General features: G+C 64.6%; 12 protein-coding genes and 1 tRNA gene. 4 read left to right on the top strand and 9 right to left on the bottom strand.

All coding sequences use genetic code 11. The features are described 5' to 3' along the window. Positions 1-760: 760 nt before the first annotated feature. Together C5O79_RS16105 and C5O79_RS16100 are read left to right on the top strand one after the other, a co-directional pair. The gene (locus C5O79_RS16105) at positions 761-2,593 is read left to right on the top strand and encodes a S53 family peptidase (protein ID WP_122475281.1); all 1,833 of its coding nucleotides are present in this window, start codon (positions 761-763) and stop codon (positions 2,591-2,593) included. Between the two features lie 451 nt (positions 2,594-3,044). Beyond that, complete coding sequence (locus C5O79_RS16100; RefSeq protein ID WP_122475278.1) at positions 3,045-4,685, top strand: DUF3300 domain-containing protein; 1,641 nt, start codon at positions 3,045-3,047, stop codon at positions 4,683-4,685. Between the two features lie 141 nt (positions 4,686-4,826). Here the strand turns inward: C5O79_RS16100 and C5O79_RS16095 are convergent, their stop codons facing one another. Then, entirely contained in the window at positions 4,827-5,477 is a 651-nt protein-coding gene (locus C5O79_RS16095; RefSeq protein ID WP_046549946.1) for a pyridoxamine 5'-phosphate oxidase family protein, read from the bottom strand. A gap of 314 nt (positions 5,478-5,791) precedes the next feature. Between C5O79_RS16095 and C5O79_RS16090 the strand changes: the two genes are divergently transcribed. Further along, positions 5,792-7,258 carry a PLP-dependent aminotransferase family protein gene (locus C5O79_RS16090; RefSeq protein WP_122475275.1) on the top strand — a complete coding sequence of 489 codons (1,467 nt, stop codon included), beginning with the start codon at positions 5,792-5,794 and terminating at the stop codon, positions 7,256-7,258. Between the two features lie 22 nt (positions 7,259-7,280). Here C5O79_RS16090 and C5O79_RS16085 read toward each other — a convergent pair whose 3' ends face one another. From C5O79_RS16085 to C5O79_RS16055, 7 genes are all read right to left on the bottom strand, one after another. Further along, the gene (locus C5O79_RS16085) at positions 7,281-8,831 is read right to left on the bottom strand and encodes a phospholipase D family protein (RefSeq protein WP_122475271.1); all 1,551 of its coding nucleotides are present in this window, start codon (positions 8,829-8,831) and stop codon (positions 7,281-7,283) included. A gap of 259 nt (positions 8,832-9,090) precedes the next feature. Next, positions 9,091-9,166, bottom strand: a tRNA-Ile gene (locus tag C5O79_RS16080). 129 nt (positions 9,167-9,295) lie between these two features. Beyond that, on the bottom strand, positions 9,296-11,722 hold the full coding sequence (rpoD, locus tag C5O79_RS16075) for an RNA polymerase sigma factor RpoD (protein ID WP_081421070.1): 2,427 nt from the start codon (positions 11,720-11,722) through the stop codon (positions 9,296-9,298). An 88-nt stretch (positions 11,723-11,810) separates the two neighbouring features. Beyond that, positions 11,811-13,679, bottom strand: coding sequence for a DNA primase (gene dnaG / locus C5O79_RS16070; protein WP_122475268.1), 1,869 nt, complete (start codon positions 13,677-13,679; stop codon positions 11,811-11,813). Between the two features lie 69 nt (positions 13,680-13,748). Further along, on the bottom strand, positions 13,749-14,195 hold the full coding sequence (locus tag C5O79_RS16065) for a GatB/YqeY domain-containing protein (RefSeq protein ID WP_122475265.1): 447 nt from the start codon (positions 14,193-14,195) through the stop codon (positions 13,749-13,751). Between the two features lie 210 nt (positions 14,196-14,405). Continuing rightward, positions 14,406-14,618, bottom strand: a complete 213-nt coding sequence (gene rpsU, locus C5O79_RS16060; RefSeq protein ID WP_006479415.1) for a 30S ribosomal protein S21 — start codon at positions 14,616-14,618, stop codon at positions 14,406-14,408. Between the two features lie 107 nt (positions 14,619-14,725). Further along, a complete protein-coding gene (locus C5O79_RS16055) occupies positions 14,726-15,946 on the bottom strand; it encodes an NAD(P)/FAD-dependent oxidoreductase (protein WP_122475263.1) in 1,221 nt (406 codons plus the stop codon). Positions 15,947-16,076: 130 nt separating this feature from the next. Here C5O79_RS16055 and tsaD point away from each other — a divergent pair, with 130 nt between their 5' ends. Continuing rightward, positions 16,077-17,117, top strand: coding sequence for a tRNA (adenosine(37)-N6)-threonylcarbamoyltransferase complex transferase subunit TsaD (gene tsaD, locus C5O79_RS16050; protein ID WP_039358123.1), 1,041 nt, complete (start codon positions 16,077-16,079; stop codon positions 17,115-17,117). A 93-nt stretch (positions 17,118-17,210) separates the two neighbouring features. Here tsaD and folE2 read toward each other — a convergent pair whose 3' ends face one another. After that, positions 17,211-18,020, bottom strand: a complete 810-nt coding sequence (gene folE2 / locus C5O79_RS16045; protein WP_122477354.1) for a GTP cyclohydrolase FolE2 — start codon at positions 18,018-18,020, stop codon at positions 17,211-17,213. Positions 18,021-18,063 lie beyond the last annotated feature (43 nt).

Genomic DNA, 18,063 nt, shown 5'->3' with positions numbered 1-18,063 from the left:
TCGATCCTCGTTGACTCGGCCGCATGTGTAACGTCGGAGACTTCGCGACTTCATGCTCCGCTTGCTGCCGCCCGCTGATCGGGCTTTCTCCAGCATGCCCTGCAATTCGAGTCCGGCCTCGAACCCGATCGGCCAATTGCACCCATTACGCATCGAACCAGAAACGATCGGCAAAACGAATTCCGCATTACTTTCTTTGGCGGCTTCGAATATTACAAAACACTGCCAATATTTTCAAAAACATTGCACATATTCGCTTTAATTTAGTTTCATATAATCAAAAAAAGTTTGACACCCCGCTTTCGTTCTTGATACCGTCCGATGCAATCTGACGAATTGCTCACGACGCAATCGCTTCCGCTCTACGTTTTTTCGCTTCTGCCGCACCGCAGTGCTCGCCGCCGGCTGTATCGTTCGCGCGCCGGCGCATGAAACATCCCGATGCATCTCATTGGACGACTGCCATCCGGCAGCGGGCCGAAGGACCGAATCAAATGAGCAGGACAACGAAACTATTGCTCTAGCAATCTCGCCCGCGTCACATCCGGCGCAGTTGCGTCGCGTCGAGGCGCAGCCTTCCCGTTACCGCGTTTTCCGTATTTCGCCCCCGGAGAAAAAACACCTTTCCGGATCGGGCGAAAGGCCCTGTCGCGTCCGTGCCATCCGCATGCGTGCGACAGAAATCGGCGGTGCATGACCCGCACCGCTGTCGACCGTTGTTGTTCGTGCTGTTCGATGTTCAACCGGAGGGGTAATTCAAATGAATCAGGTTGCAGACAAGAATCAAAAGCACAATCGCTTCGTCAAACTCGCATTCGCCGCCGCAGCCGCCGCATCGTTCGGCATGGCGACCGCCCACGCCGCGCCTGCGGCGGGCTGGACGGAAACGCACACCAAGGGTTTCCTGCCGCTCGTGCAGCAAAGCGAAGCCGGTACGGCCGGCGCGCCCGCCGCGAGCACGGCCGCCGCTGCAGCAGCAGCCGTCGAGATGGCGCCGGGCGAATCGGTGGACATCGTGCTCGGGCTGAACCTGCGCAACGAGGCGCAACTCGACCAGTATCTGCACGACCTGCATACGCAGGGTTCGCCGCACTACCGGCAGTTCCTCACGCCGGCGCAGTTCGCGGCGCAATATGCGCCGACTGACCAGCAAGTTGCCTCGGTCGTCGCGCATCTGCGCAAGGAAGGCTTCGTGAACATCGTGGTCGCGCCGAACCGTCTGCTGGTCTCCGCGTCCGGCACCGCGGCCACCATCAAGTCCGCGTTCCGCACGACGCTCAAGCGCTTCACGCGCAACGGCCGCAGCGTCTACGCGAATACCGACGCCGCGCAAGTGCCGAACGCGATCGGCGGCATCGTGGGTTCGGTGCTGGGCCTGCAGAACGTCGAACTGATGCACACGGGCGCCGGCAGCCAGCCGCAAGGCAACACCAGCAACCTGGCGATTCCGGCCGGCGCGTCGGCGGTGCCGCACAACCCGACCGAATTCTCGTCGATCTACGGCGGCGACGGCACGCCGACCGCCTCGCAGACCACCGTCGGCATCATCTCCGAAGGCGACCTGTCGCAGACGGTAAGCGACCTCAATACGTTCGCCGCAAACAACAGCCTCGGCACGATCAGCAGCAGCATCGTGAAGACGGGCCCGTCCGGCAGTTCGTACACCGACACCGACGGCACCGTCGAATGGAACCTCGACAGCCAGTCGATCGTCGGCGCGGCCGGCGGCAGCGTGAAGCAGGTCGTGTTCTACGTCGCGCCGTCGATGACGCTCACGGCGATCACCGCCGCCTACAACAAGGCCGTAACCGACAACGTCGCAAAGGTGATCAACGTGTCGCTCGGCGTGTGCGAATCGTCCGCGAACAGCACCGGCTCGCAGGCCACCGACGACACCATCTTCAAGCAGGCAGTCGCGCAAGGGCAAACCTTCTCGGTATCCGCCGGCGACCATGGCGCGTATGAATGTGCGAGCGGCACGCCGTCGCGCTCGACCTACACGGTGAGCGAGCCGGCAACGTCGCCGTACGTGATCGCGGTGGGCGGCACGACGCTGTTCACCAATACGTCGACCAACGCGTACAACAGCGAGATCGTCTGGAACGATCCGAGCTGGCAGCCGGGCACCGTGTGGTCGACGGGCGGCGGGTACAGCAAGTACGAAGCCGCACCTTCGTGGCAATCGTCGAGCCTCACGGGGTCGACCAAGCGCGCACTGCCTGACGTCGGCTTCGACGCGGACCTGCGCACCGGCGCGATTCTCGTCGTCAACGGCCAGACCTCCGACACGCTGTGGGGTTCGGGCTACCTCAACAACGAAGGCGGCACGAGCCTCGCCGCGCCGATCTTCACGGGCATCTGGGCGCGCTTGCAGTCCGCCAACAACAATGCGCTCGGGTTCCCCGCGTCGAGCATCTACAAGTACTTCCCGAGCAACGCGGCACTGTTGCACGACGTCACGTCCGGCAACAACGGCAGCGGCACCTACGGCTACAAGGCGAAGGCCGGCTGGGACGCGACGACGGGCTTCGGCAGCGTGAACATCTCGAAGCTGAACACGTTCATCCAGGGCACGTCGGATTTCGCACGCTGATGGATCGATGACTGCTCCGGTTCCGCATGCGCACCGCAGCGCATGCATGGAACCGGATGTGATCGCTTGAGCAACCCGCGAGGGCCGCAAGGCCTTCGCGGGTTTTTTGCGTTCCGCTTACTCTCGCGGAGCAGCTTCCGGCGCGACGACGCCCTCACCGACCTTGCAATCGTTGCGCAAGCAACTTTCATGTTCATTACCCCGGCAGCACCGCCCGCTTACGAACTGCAAGGCACACACACTGTTACACAACACGCAGACAACTTCCGCGCGTGTCGTGCGTTTAACTGGATATATCGATTCGTCGCGGAACAACCACCATGCGAACACTGCCTCACCGCCTGCCCCGGTCGATGCCCCCGGAGCATGCGGTAACGGTCGCGATACCGGGCTCAAGCCGGTCGCGTGGCCCGCGTGCCTGCCAACGCCGACACAACACCGAACGAACAACATGAACGACACACGTGCACACCGCCCCGTCAGAACGCTGATCGCGTCGTCCCTCATCGTGTCGCTGCTCGGCCTCTCGGCCTGCAACAAGAACGGCGACAGCAGCGCCGCCACTCCGGCCAGCGACGCGAGCGCGGCCGCGGCGGCGCAGCCCGCGTCGACACCCGTTGCCTACACGCCGCCGACTGCCGACCAGCTCTACCAGATGGTCGCGCCGATCGCACTGTTCCCCGACAAACTCGTCGCACTCGTGCTGGCGGGGGCAACGTACCCGGACCAGGTCACGGCCGCAAATAACTGGATCATGCAGAATCCGTCGTTGAAGGGACCGGCACTCGCAACCGCCGCCGATACGCAGCCGTGGGATCCGTCCGTCAAGGCATTGACCGCGTTCCCCGCGGTGCTGTCGCAGATGGCGTCGAACCCGGCCTGGACCATGTCGCTCGGCCAGGCGTACTACAACGATCCGACCGACGTGATGAACGCGATCCAGGTGATGCGCCAGCGCGCGCAGACGTCCGGCCATCTCCGCTCGAGCGGCCAGATGCGGGTCACGCAAGTCGCGCAGGCCGCACCGACCGGTTATACCCCGGCTACCGACGCGCCCGTAGTCTACGCCGGGCCGGCGATCGTGCCGCCCCCCGCGCAGGCCATCGAGATCGAATCGGCACAGCCGGAGGTCGTCTATGTCCCGTCGTACAACCCGACGGTCGTCTACGGCGAGCCGGTTTCGGCCTACCCCGGCTACGTGTACCGGCCGCCTTCATACAGCACGGGCGAAATCGTTACCGCCGGCGTGATCACGTTCGGCGTCGGCATCGCCGTCGGCGCCGCGATCTTCGGGCACCACGACTGGGGCTGGCATGCATGGGGCATGAACTGGGGCGCACCTCGTCCGGAAGGCCCCGGCTGGCATGGCGGCTGGCAGCGCCCCGCCGTGGTGTACAACCACACCACGTACGTGTCGAAGTCGACCACCGTGATCAACAACATCACCAACATCCGCAACACGCGAATCACGAACAACTACGGCGGCAACGTCACCAACAACACGACGAACACGACGATCGAACGCAACACGATGCAGCCGGGCGCGGAGCCGATGCGCGGGCAGGCCATGGAGCAACACCCGGGCGCCGTGCCGATGACGATGCCGCACTTCGGCGCGAACGACGCGCGCCCCGGCGCGCGGCCGTCGCCGGACGCATTCGCGCAAAACCGTGCGAACGAACTGCATGCCGAAGCTCCGGGACAACATGCGTCCGGTGCGATGCGCGAGGAGCGGCCGCACGCAATGAAGCAGGAGCACACCGCGCAGGAAAATCGTGCGGCCACTCAGCAACAGCAACAGCAACAGCGCGACACGGTACAGCAGCAGCAACACAACGCAGCGGAGCAACAGCAACGCGAGGCGTTGCAGCAACACAATGCGGAGCAGCAACGGCAGCGCGAAGCCATGCAGCAACGCAACGAAACCCCGCAGCAAGTGCACAAAGAGGCGCCACCGCACAACGAAGCGCAACCGCGAGAACACGCTGCACCGCAATCGCGTCAACCGGCTCCCGAGCACGCACCCGCGCAGCATCCGCACCCTGCGGAGTCGCATCCGCCACACGAGACGCATGAGCATCGCACCGAGTGAAATGCACGCCGTGACGGCAGCGCGGCATTCGCACTGCCTGCCGTCCGGCAAAAACGCGTCTCGTTGCCGTGCGAACGCAGCACGGCACAAAATTCGGCGCGCCACCGGTTTCAGCGAAGCCGCACGGCCTTGCCGTGCAACTTACTCCTCCCAGTTCCGGACATAATCCGGTACCGGCACATTGCCCTCGGCATGGACCGGCGCACCGCGCGTCATCTTCAGCGGCAGGATCCCCGTCCAGACAGCAAGCGCAAGATCTTCTTCCTTGTCGGACGGCATTGAATCGCTGACCTTTACTGCTGCTTCCGCAAGCGCAATCCGCAGCACGCTGGTCGCATTGATTTCCTTCTCGTTGCCGGGCCGCGCGGCATGCTTGCGGCCGGGCGCGATCTTGTCCATCAATGCATCCAGGGCCGCCAGCTTGTCCGCACTGCCTTCCACCGTCTCGAATCGCCCGTAGATCACCGCGGATCGGTAATTCATCGAATGGTTGAAGGCCGACCTGGCCAACACGAGACCGTCCAGCAACGTCATCGCGACCGAGGCCTGTGCACCCGCCGCCAACGCCTTGATCATCCGGCTGCCGTTCGACCCGTGAATATAGAGGTCATCGCCCCGCCTCCAGTGCGCGGTCGGGATACAGTGCGTGTCCTCGCCCGAACCGAATGCGATGTGGCACACGTAGGCCTCGTCCACGATGCGATGAAGCATCTCGCGATCGTGGCTTGCCAGTTCGGGCAGGCGGCGAATGGTGGTGCGGGACGTGGGGGAGATGACGGCCTGGTCTTTCATGTTTCGTTTTCCTGTTTGCGCGCCCTTGCGCGCATCGAGCGGCCCACGTTTCGGCAAAGCACGGGCATTCACTCCAAATATATTTGCACTACGAAGTTAATCGAATCGAACGCGACAGCTTTCACGCGCGAATGACCTTCCGATCATCCCACCGACAGTCGCTTGCCAAATCGATCAAAATACGCGCGTGCCGCTATCCGTGACGATCGCTGGACATGCCCGCGCACCGCGCCAGCACCACGTGAACGTGAAAGATACGACGCGGGTCGAATCTTCAAAAGAACCAGCTCAACGAAAAAATCTGGAACCAGCCCATGGATCTCTCGCTGCTCGTCTCATCGCTTTCCAGGCAGGACGGCTCGACGCGCCACAGCCAGCAGGAAGCCCTCTACCGGAGCCTGCGCAACATGCTGCTGGACGGGCACATCCCGCCCGGCACGCGGCTCGTGTCGACGCGCGTGCTCGCGGCCGAGCTCGGTATCGCGCGCAACTCGGCGGTCTATGCGTACGAGCGCCTTGCCGAGGAAGGCTTCGTGGCGGCCACGCGCAACGGGACGATCACGCAATGGGACGGGCGCGGCCGTTCCAGCGCAGCGGCGGAACGCGGCCCGGCCCCGGTTCGATTGTCCGAGCGCGTGCACGGGCTGGAGAACGCCGATCCCGAACCCGAACGCATGTTGCCATTCATTCCCGGCCTCCCATCGCTCGATGAATTCCCCGTTGCCCAATGGCGCCGTTGCATCGAGCGCGCATGGAGAGCCGTCAAGCCCGCGCAGCTCGCCTACGGGCCGGTCGAAGGGCTGCCCGAATTGCGGCGTGCCGTGGCCGCCTACATCCGGGTCTCGCGCGGCGTGCGCTGCGAAACAGGCCAGGTATTCATCACCGACGGCACGCAAAGCAGCCTCGAACTGTGCGCACGCATGCTGGCGAATCCCGGTGAATATGGCTGGCTCGAGAACCCCTGCTACAACGGCGCCCGAACCGCATTCCGGTCGACCGGCCTGGAGCTCGTGCCGATCGAGGTCGACCACGAAGGAATGGCGCCAACCGACGAACAGTGGCACACTCGCCCGCCCAGGCTGATCTATACGACACCGTCGCACCAATACCCGCTCGGCGCACTGATGAGCCCCCGGCGGCGCGCGGCGCTCGTCGAGCACGCACGGGCGTGCGGTGCGTGGATCATCGAGGACGATTACGACAGCGAGTTCCGCCACGGCGGCCAGCCGCTGCCCGCGATCCAGGGCCTCGATGCCGACGCACCGGTCTGCTATCTCGGCACCTTCAGCAAGACGATGTTTCCCGCCCTCCGGCTCGGCTTCATGGTGGTTCCGCCGATCCTGGTTGACCGCTTCACCCGCACGCTGCGCGAACTCGTCCATCGCGGCCACTCGGCCGATCAACTGGCAATGGCCGAATTCATCGACGCCGGCCTCTTTGCGCGACACCTGCGCAGGATGAGGACGCTGTACGCCGAGCGGCGGCGCAGCCTCGAAGCCGCACTCGCCCGCCACCTCGGCGCCGTGCTGAGCGTTCGCGAGAGTCCGGGCGGCATGCATCTTTCGGCGGATCTCGCGCTGCCGCTGCACGATACCGACGTCGCCCGCGCCGCAGCCGCGCATGGCGTGCTGCTTCAGCCGCTGAGCAGCTATCGGGTCGGCGACGGCCGGCCGTACAACGGTTTCGTGCTGGGATACTCGGGGCTCAGCGACACGACGATCGAGACCGCGACGATGCAGTTCGCGGCCGTCATCGAGCAGCACGGCCGCACACGTTGCTGAATACCGCGCGCGGCATCGTCGCTCATAGTTGCGATTCGATCGGAAACAGCCCGAGAAACCAGACTTCCATGCGCCGCGCGGCGGACACTTCCGGTTCGTGATCGAGCTCGGTGACCTTGCCGTCCGAATCGGTCTGAATCCACTTGAGCCGCCCCTTGCCCGCCGGATCGGTCCTCGGCTCGACCCGCCACGCGATGCGATCGAGCCGTGCCTCCAGATCGTCGGCCACCTGCGACGCAATCGCCGGACTCTCGCAGTAAACGCCGATCTCCGTGTTGAGGTTCAGCGAGCGCGGATCGAGGTTCATCGACCCGATGAAAATGTTCTTGTGATCGAACACGTAGGTCTTCGCATGCAGCGACGCACGCGACGACCCGATGATGACCTGCTTCGAGATACTCTTGTCACCCGACGGCCGCCGCTCGTATAGCCGCACGCCGGCAGCCACGAGATCGCTTCGGTAGTGCCGGTAGCCGGCATGCACGGCCGCGACGTCGGTCGACGCGAGCGAGTTGGTCAGCACCGTGACGCGCACACCGCGCGCCGTGAGCGCGCGCAGCCGCTCGACGACCTCCTTGCCCGGCACGAAATACGGCGACACGATCAGCAGGTCATGTTCGGGCTGCAATGCGAGCGCCCGCAGCTGCGGCATCAGGTGTCCGTCGCTGTCCTTCGGCGCGTGTGCGATCTTCGACGGATCGTCGTACAGCACCGTCGCGTGCCCCCACGACAGTTCCGTGCCCTGCCCATGAACGATCCGGTCGAGCCGCTGCCTGGCCTCGAGCACGTACGGATTGTCTTCCATGGCCCTCAGGTAGTCGCGCAACCGTTCGCGCTCGCGGTCCAGCCCGCCCGGTGCCGCGTCATGCCCGACCAGCGCGCTGATCGGATACGCGTACGGGGAATTCCAGAACGTATCGAATTCGGTCGATATATCCTTCACGACCGGGCCATGAACGACGACGTCGAGATCGCCAAACTCCAGCATCGACGATGCGCCGAAATACTCGTCGCCGATATTGCGGCCACCGACGATCGCCGCCTGGTTGTCCGCGATCATCGCCTTGTTGTGCATGCGCCGGTTGACGCGCGAGAACTCGAACACGGTGCCGATTTTCTTGAACCGGCGCGTGGCGACCGGGTTGAAGAGCCGGATCTCGATGTTCGGATGTGAACTGATCTCGAGCAGTTTGCGGTCGTCCGCGTTCGTGCCGAGGTCGTCGAGCAGCGCACGGACGCGCACGCCGCGATCGGCCGCGCGGATGATCGCGTCGGCCAGCTCGTGCCCGGTCAGGTCGTCATGCCAGATGTAGTACTGAAGGTCGATCGAGCGGTCCGCGCGATCGGCCAGCAACACGCGCGCATCCAGCGCATCGACCGGATCGGTCAGCAGATGAAACGCGTCCTGCCCCGGATGCGTACTGGCCTGCTGCCGAAACGCGACACCCAGCCGCGTGTTGTCGGTATCGGTGTATGCGTGCGTCTGCGCGCGCTCGGCCTGCGGCGGCAGGCTCGCGCATGCAACGAGCGCCAGCAACGAAAGAAGCGCACCCCACGAACGCAGCATGGTCATGATTGCCGTCCCACTCCCGGCCGAAGCTGTTTATTTTCGCCGCCGGATGGATCGCGGGGCTGTCTGGTTTTCCTTTGGCCGCAACCGGTGTCGCGCGCGGAACGGCCGCGCTACAGCATACTTCGATTGACCGCGGCGCGGCACCCTCTCGGTACTTTCCTGATCACCACATGGGTCGCGCGTGCCCGCAAAGAAAAACCCGCGACGCATGAAGCCATCGCGGGTTTTCGGCATGCTGCGTGAACGCGCGCATGAAATCTGGTGGGCCCGGCGGGGTTCGAACCCGCGACCAATCGATTATGAGTCGACTGCTCTAACCGCTGAGCTACAAGCCCTGATGAGAAGCGAAGCGTGTCACACGCTGCCCCGACGAAGAAGCCGGGCCGGCATTGTAACAACAAAGGAGAGAAACGCCACCGGCATCACGCGGATGCCGGCGGCGTTCGCAGGAGAGACGCTGGAAATCAGTTCCCTTCGAGGAACGACTTCAGCTTGTCGGAACGGCTCGGGTGACGCAGCTTGCGCAGCGCCTTGGCCTCGATCTGACGGATCCGCTCGCGCGTGACGTCGAACTGCTTGCCGACTTCCTCGAGCGTGTGATCGGTGCTCATTTCGATACCGAAGCGCATCCGCAGCACCTTCGCCTCACGCGGCGTCAGCGAATCGAGCACGTCCTTCACGACGTCGCGCATGCTCGCATGCAGCGCGGCATCCGCCGGCGCGACCGTGTTGGTGTCCTCGATGAAGTCGCCGAGATGGGAGTCGTCGTCGTCACCGATCGGCGTTTCCATCGAGATCGGTTCCTTCGCGATCTTCATGATCTTGCGGATCTTGTCTTCCGGCATTTCCATCTTCTCGGCGAGCGTTGCCGGATCCGGCTCGAGACCGGTTTCCTGCAGGATCTGCCGCGAGATGCGGTTCATCTTGTTGATCGTCTCGATCATGTGAACCGGAATACGGATCGTGCGCGCCTGGTCCGCGATCGAGCGTGTGATGGCCTGACGGATCCACCACGTCGCATAGGTCGAGAACTTGTAGCCGCGACGGTATTCGAACTTGTCCACCGCCTTCATCAGGCCGATGTTGCCTTCCTGGATCAGGTCGAGGAATTGCAGGCCGCGGTTCGTGTACTTCTTCGCGATCGAGATCACGAGACGCAGGTTCGCCTCGGTCATTTCGCGCTTCGCCTGGCGTGCCTTCAGTTCGCCGGCCGCCATCTGGCGGTTGGTTTCCTTCAGGTCCTTCAGCGGCAGCACGACGCGCGCCTGCAGGTCGAGCAGGCGCTGCTGCTGTTCGCGGATCGCCGGGATGTTGCGCGACAGGACCGCGCTGTACGAATGGCCTTCGGCCATGATCTTCTCGGCCCAGTCGAGATCGGTCTCGCTGCCCGGGAAGCGCGCGATGAATTCCGAGCGCGGCATGCCGCACTTGTCGACGACGATGTGCAGGATCTGGCGTTCGACCTGACGCACTTCGTCCACCTGCGCACGCAGCGTGTCGCACAGGCGTTCGACGGTACGCGCGGTGAAGCGGATCGTCATCAGTTCGGTCTGGATCGTTTCCTGCGCCTTCAGGTAGGCCTTCGACTTGTAGCCTTCCTTTTCGAATGCGCGGCGCATCTTGTCGAACCACTCGCTGATCTGCGAGAACTTCTCGAGCGACGCACGCTTGAGGGCTTCGAGCTGGGCGGCGTTGGCCGATGCCTGCGCGGCACCATCGTCCTCCTCCTCTTCCTCCTCTTCCTCTTCCTCTTCGGCTTCCTCGTCCTCGTTCTCGATGGCTTCCGCTTCCTTCGCGGAGAAACCGTCGGTATCGGCGGAGTCCGAAGCATTCGGATCGAGCAGGCCGTCGACGAGTTCGTCGACGCGGATCTCTTCGTTCGCGACGCGTTCGGCCATCGCGAGGATGTCGGCGATCGTCGTCGGGCACGCGGAGATGGCCATCACCATGTGGCGCAGGCCGTCCTCGATCCGCTTCGCGATCTCGATTTCGCCTTCGCGCGTGAGCAGTTCGACCGTGCCCATTTCACGCATGTACATCCGGACCGGATCGGTCGTGCGGCCGAATTCCGAATCGACGGTGGACAGCGCGACTTCCGCTTCCTCTTCGACTTCATCGTCCGACGACGCGGCGGGCGCGTTGTCGTTCAGGAGCAGCGTTTCCGCGTCCGGCGCCTGCTCGTAGACCGCCACGCCCATGTCGTTGAACGTGCCGATGATGCCCTCGAGGGCTTCGGTCTCGGTGAAGTTGTCCGGCAGGTGGTCGTTGATTTCGGCGTACGTGAGGAAGCCGCGCTCCTTGCCGAGCTTGATCAGCGCGCGCAGTTTCACGCGGCGCTCTTCGAGCTCCTCGGCCGTACCCGGCGTGCTCGTCGCGAACGCTTCCTTCAGTAGCGCCTTTTCCTTGGCGCGACGATCGCGCACCTTGGATTTGCCCGGTGCAGCCGCTGCCGCTGCTGCTGCGGGCTGCTCGTCGCTCTGATTTGCGTCGTCTTCGACGGATACTTCGTTCAGCTTTTTGGTCATGGAGTTCGCCGTACCGGCTATATCGACTCGCGGCTGCTGGACGACAGCCGGTTGAACCGTGGGTGCATGAGTAGTACGTACTGCCGTTTCGTCCGCGGCGGCAGTCGTGTCCCTTGCGCTTTTCGCACTTGCCCGCTTCGCCGCCGGCTTGGCCGGCCCGGAGTCGGGTCTGGCGGCAGCCCGTGTTCTGGCTGCCGGCGCCGGCGCAGCCTGAGCAGTGCCGGCCGCGGTTTTCTTTCCTGCAGGGGCTGACGTGGCTGAAGACGTTGTCCTGGTGGAAGAAGCAGACTTGGCCGCTGTGACCTTTTTGGTCGGCTCCGTCGAGCCCTTGCCTGTTGCTTTCTTTCCGCCTGTCGTCTTTGCCATCGCGATTCTCGCCTCTGCTTGGAAAACAAACCGCTGGAAACCTTATATTATAGCACGCTGGGAAGCCCTCTCTAAGCTCCCCGGCCGCCTACAGCCCGAGCCGACGCTTCATGTCGGTTCGCTGCTGGTTCAATTCCGTCAATTCGGCCAATTCCTCGGGTGTGAAGGTGGATTGCCGCGCCAGCCTGTCAAGCCGGTCGCAGCAGGCGTCGTAACGCATCTTGAGCACCGCCGCCTGCAGTTCCTCCGCCGCGATCCGTTCCTGTTCACGCTGCCGCTCGGGCACCGTCTCATCTTCCGGATTCTGTAACAGCAAGTCGCGGACGTTTTCATCATAGTCCAGAATTTCGCGGAAGATTTCCTCGTAAGTCGCTCCATTCGAGGACGTCCGCAGCACATCCGACAGCAGCCGGAACTCCGCGCCGTCGCCCAGCGCGCGCGCATGATCGACGACTTCCGCGAACAATTCGCCGATGCGCGGCAACGCGCGCAGGGTCGCCAGTTGCTCATCGTCGAGCTGCGACGCGATGCGCGGATGCATCACCAGCGTGCGCAATGCGCGCTTTTCGCTGTCCGTCACGCGGCGCCGCTCGCTGCGCGCAGGCGCCTGGCGCGGCGGTGCCGCGATCCGTGTATCGACGTCGGACAGCTCTGCAACCTCTTCGAACGGAATGTCGAGGCGGTCGGCGAACATGTGCATGATCTGCGCGCGCAATGCGTTCGCGGGGAGCGCCTGCAATAACGGCTTCGCATCGAACAGCGCCTTCGCGCGGCCTTCCGGCTGATCGAGCGCCTTGCCGGAAATTGCTTCGTTCAGCAAAAATTGTGACAGCGGCATCGCGCGCTCGACCTGCTCGGAGAACGCGTCCGCGCCGAATTCGCGCACGTAGCTGTCCGGATCGTGCTCGGTCGGCAGAAAAAGGAACCGGATCGTGCGGTTGTCCCCCGCATGCGGCAGGCAAGCCTCGAGCGCGCGCCGGGCCGCTCGCCGCCCGGCCGAATCGCCGTCGAAACTGAAAATGACCGTGTCGGTCTGGCGCAGCAGCTTCTGCACGTGAATCGGCGTGCACGCGGTGCCGAGCGTCGCGACCGCGTTCGGGAACCCGAGCTGGGCGAGCGCGACGACGTCCATGTAGCCCTCGACGACCAGCACGTACTTGCGCTCGCGAATCGCGAGCCGCGCCTCGAACAGGCCGTACAGCTCGCTGCCCTTGTTGAACAGCGGGGTTTCGGGCGAGTTCAGGTACTTCGGCTCACCGCTGCCGAGCACGCGGCCGCCGAAGCCGATCACCTGCCCCTTCACGTTGCGGATCGGGAACATGATCCGCTCGCGGAACCGGTCGTAGCGGCGCGCGACGCCCTGCGCATCGGTCTTCTCGCTGACGATCACGAGCCCCGACTCGACGAGTGACTCGTCGCGATAGTCGGGGAACGCGGCTTCGAGGTTCTGCCAGCCGTCCGGCGCGTAACCGAGCCCGAAGCGCGCAGCAATCTCGCCGGTCAGGCCCCGGTTCTTCAGGTACTGGATCGCGACGGTCGCGCCGCGCAACTGCTTGCGGTAGTAGTCGCACGCGGCAGTCATCGCATCGGACAGCGCGGTTGCGACCGATTTCGACACCGGCGCCGGATAGTCGCCTCCGCCCCCACCGCCGCCACGCATCGACGGCTCGTGCGGCACGGTCAGCCCGACGGACTGCGCGAGATCCTGTACAGCCTCCGGGAACGTGAGCCCCGCGTGTTCCATCAGAAAGCCGATCGCCGTGCCGTGAGCCCCGCAACCGAAGCAGTGATAGAACTGCTTGGTTGGGCTGACGGTAAACGACGGGCTCTTCTCGTTATGGAACGGGCACAGCCCCATGAAATTGGCGCCGCCCTTCTTGAGCTGCACGTACTTGCCCACCACGTCGACGATATCGACGCGGTTCAGCAAATCCTGCAGGAACGAATGCGGAATCACCGTGGGATCGAGCGAAAAAAAGACAATACGACACCCCGGCGCACGCACGGCGCGCCAGGGAAACGGGTTTTACTTCGTGAGTGCGGCCTTGACCAGCGCGGAAATGGCCGTCATGTCGGCGCGGCCTGCGAGCTTGCCCTTCAGCACGCCCATCACCTTGCCCATGTCCTGCGGGCCGGCGGCGCCCGTCTGCGCGACCGCTGCCTGGACTTCGGCGGCCACCTCGGCCTCCGACAGCTGCTCGGGCATGTAGCCGCTCAGCACGGCCAGTTCGGCCTGCTCCTTCGCGACGAGGTCGTCACGGCTGGCTGCCTGGAACTGGCTGATCGAATCCTTGCGCTGCTTGATCATCTTGTCGATCACGGCCGTGATGCCCGCGTCGTCGAGGGTGATCTGATCGTCGACTTCGCGCTGCTTGATCGCGGCCATCAGCAGGCGAATCGTTGCCAGGCGCTCGCTTTCCTTCGCGCGCATCGCGGCCTTCATGTCTTCGCTGATCTGCTCTTTCAAACTCATCTTTCACCCGGGAAGGAAACGTGAATCCGACGCCCGCCATAAGGGCGTCAACACAAAAACCCGCTTGGGACAGTGTCTCAAGCGGGTTGCTCGAATCCGGCATCGGCGGCTCGCCTGATCGATCGCACGATCATGCTCGATCTTTCGCGATCACCTGATCGCACGGAGTCGCCGGTGCGCCGCTCAGCGAACCGCGCGGCGCCCAATCGTTCAGTACAGCTTCTTCGGCAGTGTCTGGCTGCGGATGCGCTTGTAATGACGCTTCACTGCAGCAGCCTTCTTGCGCTTGCGCTCCGCGGTCGGCTTCTCGTAAAACTCGCGCGCACGAAGCTCGGTCAACAGACCATTCTTCTCGATCGTGCGCTTGAAGCGACGCATTGCAACTTCGAACGGCTCGTTCTCTTTAACGCGAATGATCGTCATGATCCGACACGAATAAAGGTTTGCAAGGAAAGACTACCGAGTATAGCAGAGCGATTGCCTAAAGGCACGGGGACTGGTCCCGCCAAAACGGCGTCGGCCCGGCCTCGTCAGGCGCCGCGCGCATACTCGGCCGCGGCCTGTCCGGCCGCCGTACCGGACGCCCATGCCCACTGGAAGTTGTAGCCGCCGAGCCAGCCCGTCACGTCCACCGCCTCGCCGACGAAGAACAGCCCCGGTACGCGCGCGCTCATCATCGTCGCCGACGACAGGTCGCGGGTATCGACCCCGCCCTTCGTCACTTCGGCCTTCTTGTAGCCCTCGGTGCCGTTCGGTATCAGCGTCCAGCCGGACAGCGCGTCGCCGATCTGGCGCAGCGTCTTGTCGGGCAGGTCCGCGAGCCGCGCGTCGGCCGCGACGCGGTGAGTGTCGAGCCACGCATGCGCGAGGCGCGACGGCACCCAGTCCGCGAGCAGCGAACCGATCTGGCGCTTTGACGTGCGCTTCGCGTCAAGCAGGTCGGCGACCGTGTCGCGCTGCGGCAGCAGATCGACGCGGATCGGGTCGCCGGGCTGCCAGTAGCTCGAGATCTGCAGGATCCCGGGCCCGGACAGGCCGCGATGGGTCAGCAGCAGGTCCTCGACGAATTCGCCGCCGCGCTTCTTGTCGCCGGTCGATACGCGCACCTCGAGCGATACGCCGGACAACGCCGCGAACGGCTCCCAGTCCTGCTGCGCGAACGTCAACGGCACGAGCGCGGGCCGCGTATCGATGAGCTTGTGGCCGAACTGCTTGGCGATCCGGTAGCCGAAGTCCGTCGCGCCGATCTTCGGAATCGACAGGCCGCCGGTCGCGATGATCAGTGCGCGCGCACCGATCGGCCCCGCCTGCTGCGTGTCGAGCGTGAAGCCGTCGGACGGCGCATGGCGCACCGCGTCGACGACGACGGGCCGGCGCCACGCGATACCGCCAGCGTCGCACTCGTGCTTCAGCACGTCGATGATCGCGTCGCTGCCGTGGTCGCAAAAGAGCTGGCCCTTGTGCTTTTCGTGCCAGGTCACGTGATGGCGCTTGAGCAGCCCGAGGAAGTCGCGCGGCGTATAGCGCGCCAGCGCCGAGCGCGCGAAATGCGGGTTCGACGACAGATAGTTGTCGGGGCCGGCGTGCAGGTTCGTGAAGTTGCAGCGGCCGCCGCCCGAGATGCGGATCTTCTCGGCGAGCCGCGGCGCGTGATCGATCAGCACGACGCGGCGGCCGAGCTGCCCGGCAACCGCGGCGCTCATCATTCCGGCGGCGCCCGCGCCGATCACGGCGATGTCATAAGTTTCCATGGCGCGGATTGTACCTGCCCGGCATCCGGCCCGGGCCGCTGCCAGCGGGGGCAGGCCCTCGCCTGCTATACTTTCCGGTTACGTTGACCTTCCTGCGGCGCGCCCGATACGGCGTGCCCTGCCCGTACCCATGCTCGTTCTCGGCATCGAAAGCTCCTGTGACGAAACCGGCCTCGCGCTCTACGACACGCAGCGCGGCCTGCTCGCGCACGCGCTCCACTCGCAGATCGCCATGCACCGCGAATACGGCGGCGTCGTGCCCGAGCTCGCATCGCGCGACCACATCCGCCGCGCGCTGCCGCTGCTCGAGGAAGTGATGGCGCAAAGCGGCACGCGCCGCGACGACATCGACGCGATCGCGTTCACGCAGGGCCCTGGCCTCGCCGGTGCGCTGCTGGTCGGCGCGAGCATCGCGAATGCGCTCGCGCTCGCCTGGAACAAGCCGACCGTCGGCATCCACCACCTCGAAGGCCACCTGCTGTCGCCGCTGCTCGTCGACGAGCCGCCACCATTCCCGTTCGTCGCGCTGCTGGTGTCCGGTGGCCACACGCAACTGATGCGCGTGACCGACGTCGGCGTGTACGAGACGCTCGGCGAAACGCTCGACGACGCGGCCGGCGAAGCATTCGACAAGACGGCCAAGCTGATCGGCCTCGGCTACCCGGGCGGCCCGGAAGTGTCGAAGCTCGCCGAAACCGGCACGCCGGGTGCGGTCGTGCTGCCGCGCCCGATGCTGCATTCGGGCGACCTCGACTTCAGCTTCAGCGGCCTGAAGACGGCCGTACTCACGCAGATGAAGAAGTTCGAAGCGGCGAAGCTCGAAGGTGAAGCCCTCGAACGCGCGAAAGCCGACCTCGCGCGCGGCTTCGTCGATGCGGCCGTCGACGTGCTCGTCGCCAAGTCGCTCGCCGCACTGAAGAAGACGAAGCTCAAGCGCCTCGTGGTCGCGGGCGGTGTCGGCGCGAACCGCCAGTTGCGCGCTGCACTGTCGGCCGCCGCGGCCAAGCGCGGCTTCGATGTGCACTACCCCGATCTCGCGCTCTGCACCGACAACGGCGCGATGATCGCGCTCGCAGGCGCATTGCGGCTCGGCCGCTGGCCCGAGCAGGCGAATGCCGACTACGCATTCACGGTGAAGCCGCGCTGGGATCTCGCATCGCTCGCGCGCTGAGCCACGCACGCGACGCAACGTCGCACCGGCAAACAGAAAGGCCGCTCGATACTGAGCGGCCTTTTGTCATCGACGCGACAAAACGCCGCGGCGTTATGCCGCCTGTCGCTTGTCGCGTTCGATCAGCGCATACGCGCTGTGATTGTGGATCGACTCGAAGTTCTCGGCTTCGAGCACGTATGCCACCACACGCTCGTCCGCATCGAGACGCTGCGCGACGTCACGCACGAGATCCTCGACGAACTTCGGGTTCTCGTACGCGCGCTCGGTGACGAACTTCTCGTCCGGACGCTTCAGCAGGCCCCACAGCTCGCACGACGCCTCTTCCTCGGCGAGGCGGATCAGCGCCTCGACCGGCAGGTCGGCCGCGAGTTCCGCGTCGATCGTCACATGCGAACGCTGGTTGTGCGCGCCGTACTGCGAGATCTTCTTCGAGCACGGGCACAGGCTCGTCACCGGCACGAGCACCTTCAGAAACAGGCGCGTATCGCCGTTGCGGCTTTCGCCTGCGAGCGTCACTTCATAGTCGAGCAGGCTCTGCACGCCCGACACCGGCGCCGTCTTGTTCACGAAGTACGGGAACGTCACTTCGATGCGGCCTGCTTCGGCTTCCAGCTTCTCGAGCATCGATGCGAGCATCGCGCGGAAACGCTCGACCGTCAGCGGTGCACGATTCTCTTCGAGCAGCGCGACGAAGCGCGACATGTGCGTGCCCTTCTGATCGGCCGGCAGGCGGACATCGAGGTTCCAGACACCGACGGTCGGCTGCACGTCGCCGCTTTCGGTACACACCGTCAACGGATGCCGGACCGCCTTCACGCCCACACGCTGAATCGGAATCTGGCGGGTATCCACCGTGCTCTGCACGTCGGGCATCACGAAGGCGGGATTCATCTGGTTCATCTTGTTCAATCCTTGTAAGCCGCGCGTTCGACGACGCGCACGC

It is taken from the genome of Burkholderia sp. SRS-25, from assembly GCF_004343765.1.
Classification (GTDB): domain Bacteria; phylum Pseudomonadota; class Gammaproteobacteria; order Burkholderiales; family Burkholderiaceae; genus Burkholderia; species Burkholderia contaminans.
The sequence above is the reverse complement of the archived record's forward strand: the minus strand, read 5'-3'. Positions and strand labels throughout refer to the sequence as shown.